At 27.4% G+C, this 4,384-nt stretch carries 5 protein-coding genes and 1 pseudogene; 4 read left to right on the top strand and 2 right to left on the bottom strand.

The features are described 5' to 3' along the window. A pseudogene (locus JJE11_RS15430) lies at positions 1-918 on the bottom strand (RNA-guided endonuclease TnpB family protein); the annotation flags it as partial. Between the two features lie 17 nt (positions 919-935). Then, positions 936-1,337, bottom strand: a complete 402-nt coding sequence (gene tnpA / locus JJE11_RS15425; RefSeq protein ID WP_291637199.1) for an IS200/IS605 family transposase — start codon at positions 1,335-1,337, stop codon at positions 936-938. A 255-nt stretch (positions 1,338-1,592) separates the two neighbouring features. Between tnpA and JJE11_RS15420 the strand changes: the two genes are divergently transcribed. The 4 genes from JJE11_RS15420 to JJE11_RS15405 are packed head-to-tail and all read left to right on the top strand — an operon-like array spanning position 1,593 to position 4,222. Further along, positions 1,593-2,141 carry a CYTH domain-containing protein gene (locus JJE11_RS15420; protein ID WP_291637198.1) on the top strand — a complete coding sequence of 183 codons (549 nt, stop codon included), beginning with the start codon at positions 1,593-1,595 and terminating at the stop codon, positions 2,139-2,141. Continuing rightward, the gene (locus tag JJE11_RS15415) at positions 2,141-3,082 is read left to right on the top strand and encodes a DUF5685 family protein (RefSeq protein ID WP_291637197.1); all 942 of its coding nucleotides are present in this window, start codon (positions 2,141-2,143) and stop codon (positions 3,080-3,082) included. Before JJE11_RS15420 ends, JJE11_RS15415 begins: the two co-directional genes overlap by 1 nt. Beyond that, entirely contained in the window at positions 3,066-3,698 is a 633-nt protein-coding gene (locus JJE11_RS15410) for a J domain-containing protein (RefSeq protein WP_291637196.1), read from the top strand. The genes JJE11_RS15415 and JJE11_RS15410 overlap by 17 nt, the downstream gene beginning before the upstream one ends. Positions 3,699-3,724: 26 nt before the next feature. Further along, a complete protein-coding gene (locus tag JJE11_RS15405) occupies positions 3,725-4,222 on the top strand; it encodes a hypothetical protein (RefSeq protein ID WP_291637194.1) in 498 nt (165 codons plus the stop codon). Positions 4,223-4,384: the final 162 nt, after the last annotated feature.

Genomic DNA, 4,384 nt, shown 5'->3' with positions numbered 1-4,384 from the left:
CCTTTGAATATCTCTTAATTCATTTTGCGTTTTAATATACTTGTTGGATTTAACCCATATTAATTTTATACCATGTTTTATTGTACCATTTTCATTGAAATTATTAGGATTGTTAATTCTTCTTTGTCTATCTAATTTTCTTAATAATCTTCTTTTAATTATTTCAATATTATCAATTTCGGGTGCTAATTCTAATAATTTAACATCATATTTTGAAGCAATTCCTATAGTTTGAGTTCCAATATCTATTCCAACATTGCCCTTACCTATACTATTTTTAACTTCCCCAGTTTCTTTATTATATTTAACAGGAGGAATACCATCTAAAACTAATTGAATATAATATTTATATTTTCCACGAATAAATTTTCTAACTATTCTACAATATTTAACTTTTTTTAATAGCGAAATTTCTGCATATTCATCATTTTTATTTATAATCACATCTGTTTCTAATCCATTCCAAAATAGCTTGCCGTCTTTAAATCTAATACCTGTTTTGTTGGATTTTCCTTCTACACTGTTCATTTCTCCATATTTCTTAAAACAAACCCTATTTGCTGTATGGAACATTAATCCTTGAAATGCACTAAAGCACCTTGAAGCTATTTTTTGAGCGGTGAAGCTATCTATATTACCTTTAAAATGTTTTTGAATAGGTTTTACAAAATCATGAAGTGAATACTCTGTCAAACCATATTTTTTATTTAATTCATTGAATTGTCTATTGCGATCTTTACGTATAGTCATTTTAACAACTTGCCTATATTCTTTGGATTGTCTCATGCTATTATATCTTTTATATAATTCTCCTAAACAACTATTATATATATCCCTACTTATTTCTAATCTTTTATCTAAAATATTTTCTTGATATCTTTCCGTATCTAGTTTTAATGTTAAAATATAATTTGGCACAGTATTCACCTCGCTTTTTAATATCTTCTTTTTTGATTTTCCACATATTTTTTTACCGTTTCACTACTTACATTTCCCGCAGTTGATATAAAATAACTTCTAGTCCATAAGCTAGGCATCTTCTTTAATTCAATAAATTCGTCTCTCAAAACTCTACTTGTTGCACCCTTTATTTTTTGCATAATATCAGATGGACTTAATGTTGGAATACAATTCAAAAATATATGAGTATGGTCTTTATCACATTCTATTGCGATAATTTCAATATCTATCTCCTCACATACACATTTGACCATATGCTTAAATCTTTCTTCTACATTAGGTATTAAGAATATTTTTCTTCTATATCTTGGGCAAAATATAAAATGATAATTAATTAAACTTACTGTAGTTTTAGTTGTTCTATATTTATTTTCCATAATTAAAGTATATCGCAAAATGTGTATGTTGGCAATGCTTTTGTACCAAAAAAAACAAAACTAGTTTCTTATGCTATCCATCCCACACCTGAAGGAGTGGGCTTTCCGCACAAACATGGTAAATGTTTTTAAAACAAAGTAATATATAAACAATTTTAATGTTACTTTATTTAAATTATGATATAATCACAATTAATGATATACTTAAAAATTAATAATTACAGATAGAAACATAGGACCATAAGGAGGATAACATTGAAAGAAATGGAAATTAGAATTATAGATATTAACGTAGAAGAAATTCGTAGAAAACTATTAAACATAAATGCCCCAAAAGTAAAAGAGGAAAATCAAATCAATAATATTTATGATTTCTCAGATAGAAGACTACTCACAAACAAAGGCTATGCAAGAATACGTACAGTAAAAGACGAGTTAACAAATTCTACAATACACTATATTACCACAAAAAAACTTATAAGCCAGGAAAAGTACAAAATTATGGAAGAGCATGAATCAGAAATTAAAGATGAATTTGCCGCTAAAGGTATATTCGAGTCCTTAGGTCTTAATCTTGTACAATCTATTAAAAAATATAGAGAAAGCTATAAGTATAAAAATACCCTTATAGAAATAGACATAAACGAGAAGAAGTTCTGTCCTTTTCCTTATATAGAAATTGAAGGTAGTGACGAAAATGAGATCAAAGAAGTTGTAGCGTTACTCGGGTACAGCCTTTCAGACACTACCGCTAGATCTATTTATGAAATAATAGAATCAAAAAAATCGGAGAATAAGCTATAATGTTTGGATATGTAACTCCGTGTAAAATGGAAATGAAAATTAAAGACTATGAAAAATTCAAAGCTTATTATTGTGGTCTATGCCATTCTATTAAAACTAATTTTGGTAACTTACCTAGACTTACACTAAATTTTGATATGACTTTTTTGGCTATACTATTAGATTCACTGTCAGAGTGCGATTGCAATTTTAACCAGTTTAAATGTGCAATTCATCCACTAAAAAAAAGGATTATGATTAATAACAATGAATCTTTAGACTATGCAGCCTTTTGTAACATTACTTTAGCCTATTATAAATTAATGGATGATGTTCAAGATAATAAAACAATTAAAAGCAAAATTTTTTCTTTGTTTCTAAAGAACTATTTGTCAAACCCTAAAGTAGAATATGAGTATATAATGAACTATATGAAGGAAAAGCTTTTATTACTAAATACCTTAGAATTAGAATCCCAAGGTATAATAGATGAGCAGCTATCCATAGATGAACAGCTATCCATAGATGAGTTGTCTCATGTTTTCGCTGATTTAACAGGCACTATAATATCATTTTATTATAAGAATGCTCCCTTCAAAGATGATTTGTATTGGCTTGGTTATAATTTAGGTAAATGGATATACATTATAGATGCTTATGATGATTTAGAAAAGGACATAAAAAGTAATTCTTTTAATGCTATAAATTCATTATTAAATGCAGATAAATTAGAATTCGAAAATTTTTCTAAATCTATAGCACCAAGAATTGATTTTATATTAACTACCTGTGCGGAGCAATGTTTAACCTATTTAAATAAATTGCCAACACATAAAAATGAGGATATATTATATAATATACTTGAACTTGGACTCATGGAAAAAATGGATAAGGTGCTTGTTAACAAATCAGATATTAATTATTTAAAAGGAGTGGAATATAAAAATGGCAAATCCCTATGAAGTACTCGGTGTAAGAGAAGGAACCTCTAAAGAAGATATTAAAAAAGCCTATAGAGAACAAGCAAAAAAATATCACCCTGATCAATACAGTGATAATCCACTTAAAGATTTAGCAGAAGAAAAAATGCAGGAGCTAAATGAAGCCTATGACTCACTTATGAAAAATTCTGGTTCGCAAAATAGCTACGAATCCTCAAATACTTATAATTCCACCAACAATTATAATTCTTCTTCAAATGGTGATTATACGAATAACAACATATACCAATCTATAAGAATGGATTTAAATAGTGGGAATATACCTTCAGCTGAACAAAAATTAAGTACTATGAATACAAAGAATGCTGAATGGAATTATTTAATGGGAATGGTTCACCTAAAAAAGGGTTGGCATGATAGTGCTTATAATTTTATTAACATAGCTTGTAATCAAGAACCTAATAATATTGAATATAGGCGTAGTTTTAATTCACTAAATAAAAGAAACTCTACTTATAGAGACAACTATTATGGCAAGCGTAATAAGAACCCAGATATGGGCAATTTATGCATTAACTTGTGGTGTGCAGACAGTCTTTGTGAATGTTTAGGCGGAGATCTATTTTCCTGTTGTTAAGCTTATTTATTTAGGAGATGATTTTTATGAAATCTAACAATATTGCTAAGGGTGGTATTTTCGCAGCCCTTAGTTTGATATTACTATATCTTTCTTCTATTTTCCCTACAAATAGATTATTTCTATTAGGTATAGCTTCTTGTCTCATTCCTCTTTCCATTATAATGACTGGTATAAAAAATACTGTTGTGGTATATACTACTATATCAGTTCTTAGTTTATTTATTATACCTTCAAAGCTTATAAGCATAGCATATATATTAATTTTTGGATCCTATGGCTTTGTAAAATATTATATAGAAAAACTCAGAAGTACAATTTTAGAAATTACACTTAAATTACTGTATTTTAATATAAGTTCAGCAATAATTATATCTATATATAAATTAGTAATATTAAATCTTCCTAATATAAATATATATTTATTAATACCACTTATGGAATTTTGCTTCATTGTGTATGATTATACCCTTACTGCTTTCATATCATATTCAAATAATAATCTTATTAAAAAATTCAGATAAATTAATGTTTCTAAATGTGGTCTGTCAAGCATTTTTGAAAATGTCCCTAAATAAGTGAAACATTAGCACCAACAAATTGTTGGTGCTTTACTTTTTTTATATCATGATTTTGGGTAAATTTAATAGACCTAGTGTATGCTATACTTTTTTTGAAAGAAACAT

This window comes from Clostridium sp., from assembly GCF_016650095.1.
Lineage (GTDB): Bacteria > Bacillota > Clostridia > Clostridiales > Clostridiaceae > Clostridium_AD.
Note: the sequence above shows the minus strand (reverse complement) of the source record. Positions and strands in the feature narration are given on the sequence as shown.

What these genes read in the sequence shown, in the direction of transcription:
- JJE11_RS15410 (WP_291637196.1), top strand. Translation starts at nt 3,066, where the DNA reads ATGGCAAATCCCTATGAAGTACTCGGTGTAAGAGAAGGAACCTCTAAA.
- tnpA (WP_291637199.1), bottom strand. Translation starts at nt 1,337, where the DNA reads ATGGAAAATAAATATAGAACAACTAAAACTACAGTAAGTTTAATTAAT.
- JJE11_RS15405 (WP_291637194.1), top strand. Translation starts at nt 3,725, where the DNA reads ATGAAATCTAACAATATTGCTAAGGGTGGTATTTTCGCAGCCCTTAGT.
- JJE11_RS15415 (WP_291637197.1), top strand. Translation starts at nt 2,141, where the DNA reads ATGTTTGGATATGTAACTCCGTGTAAAATGGAAATGAAAATTAAAGAC.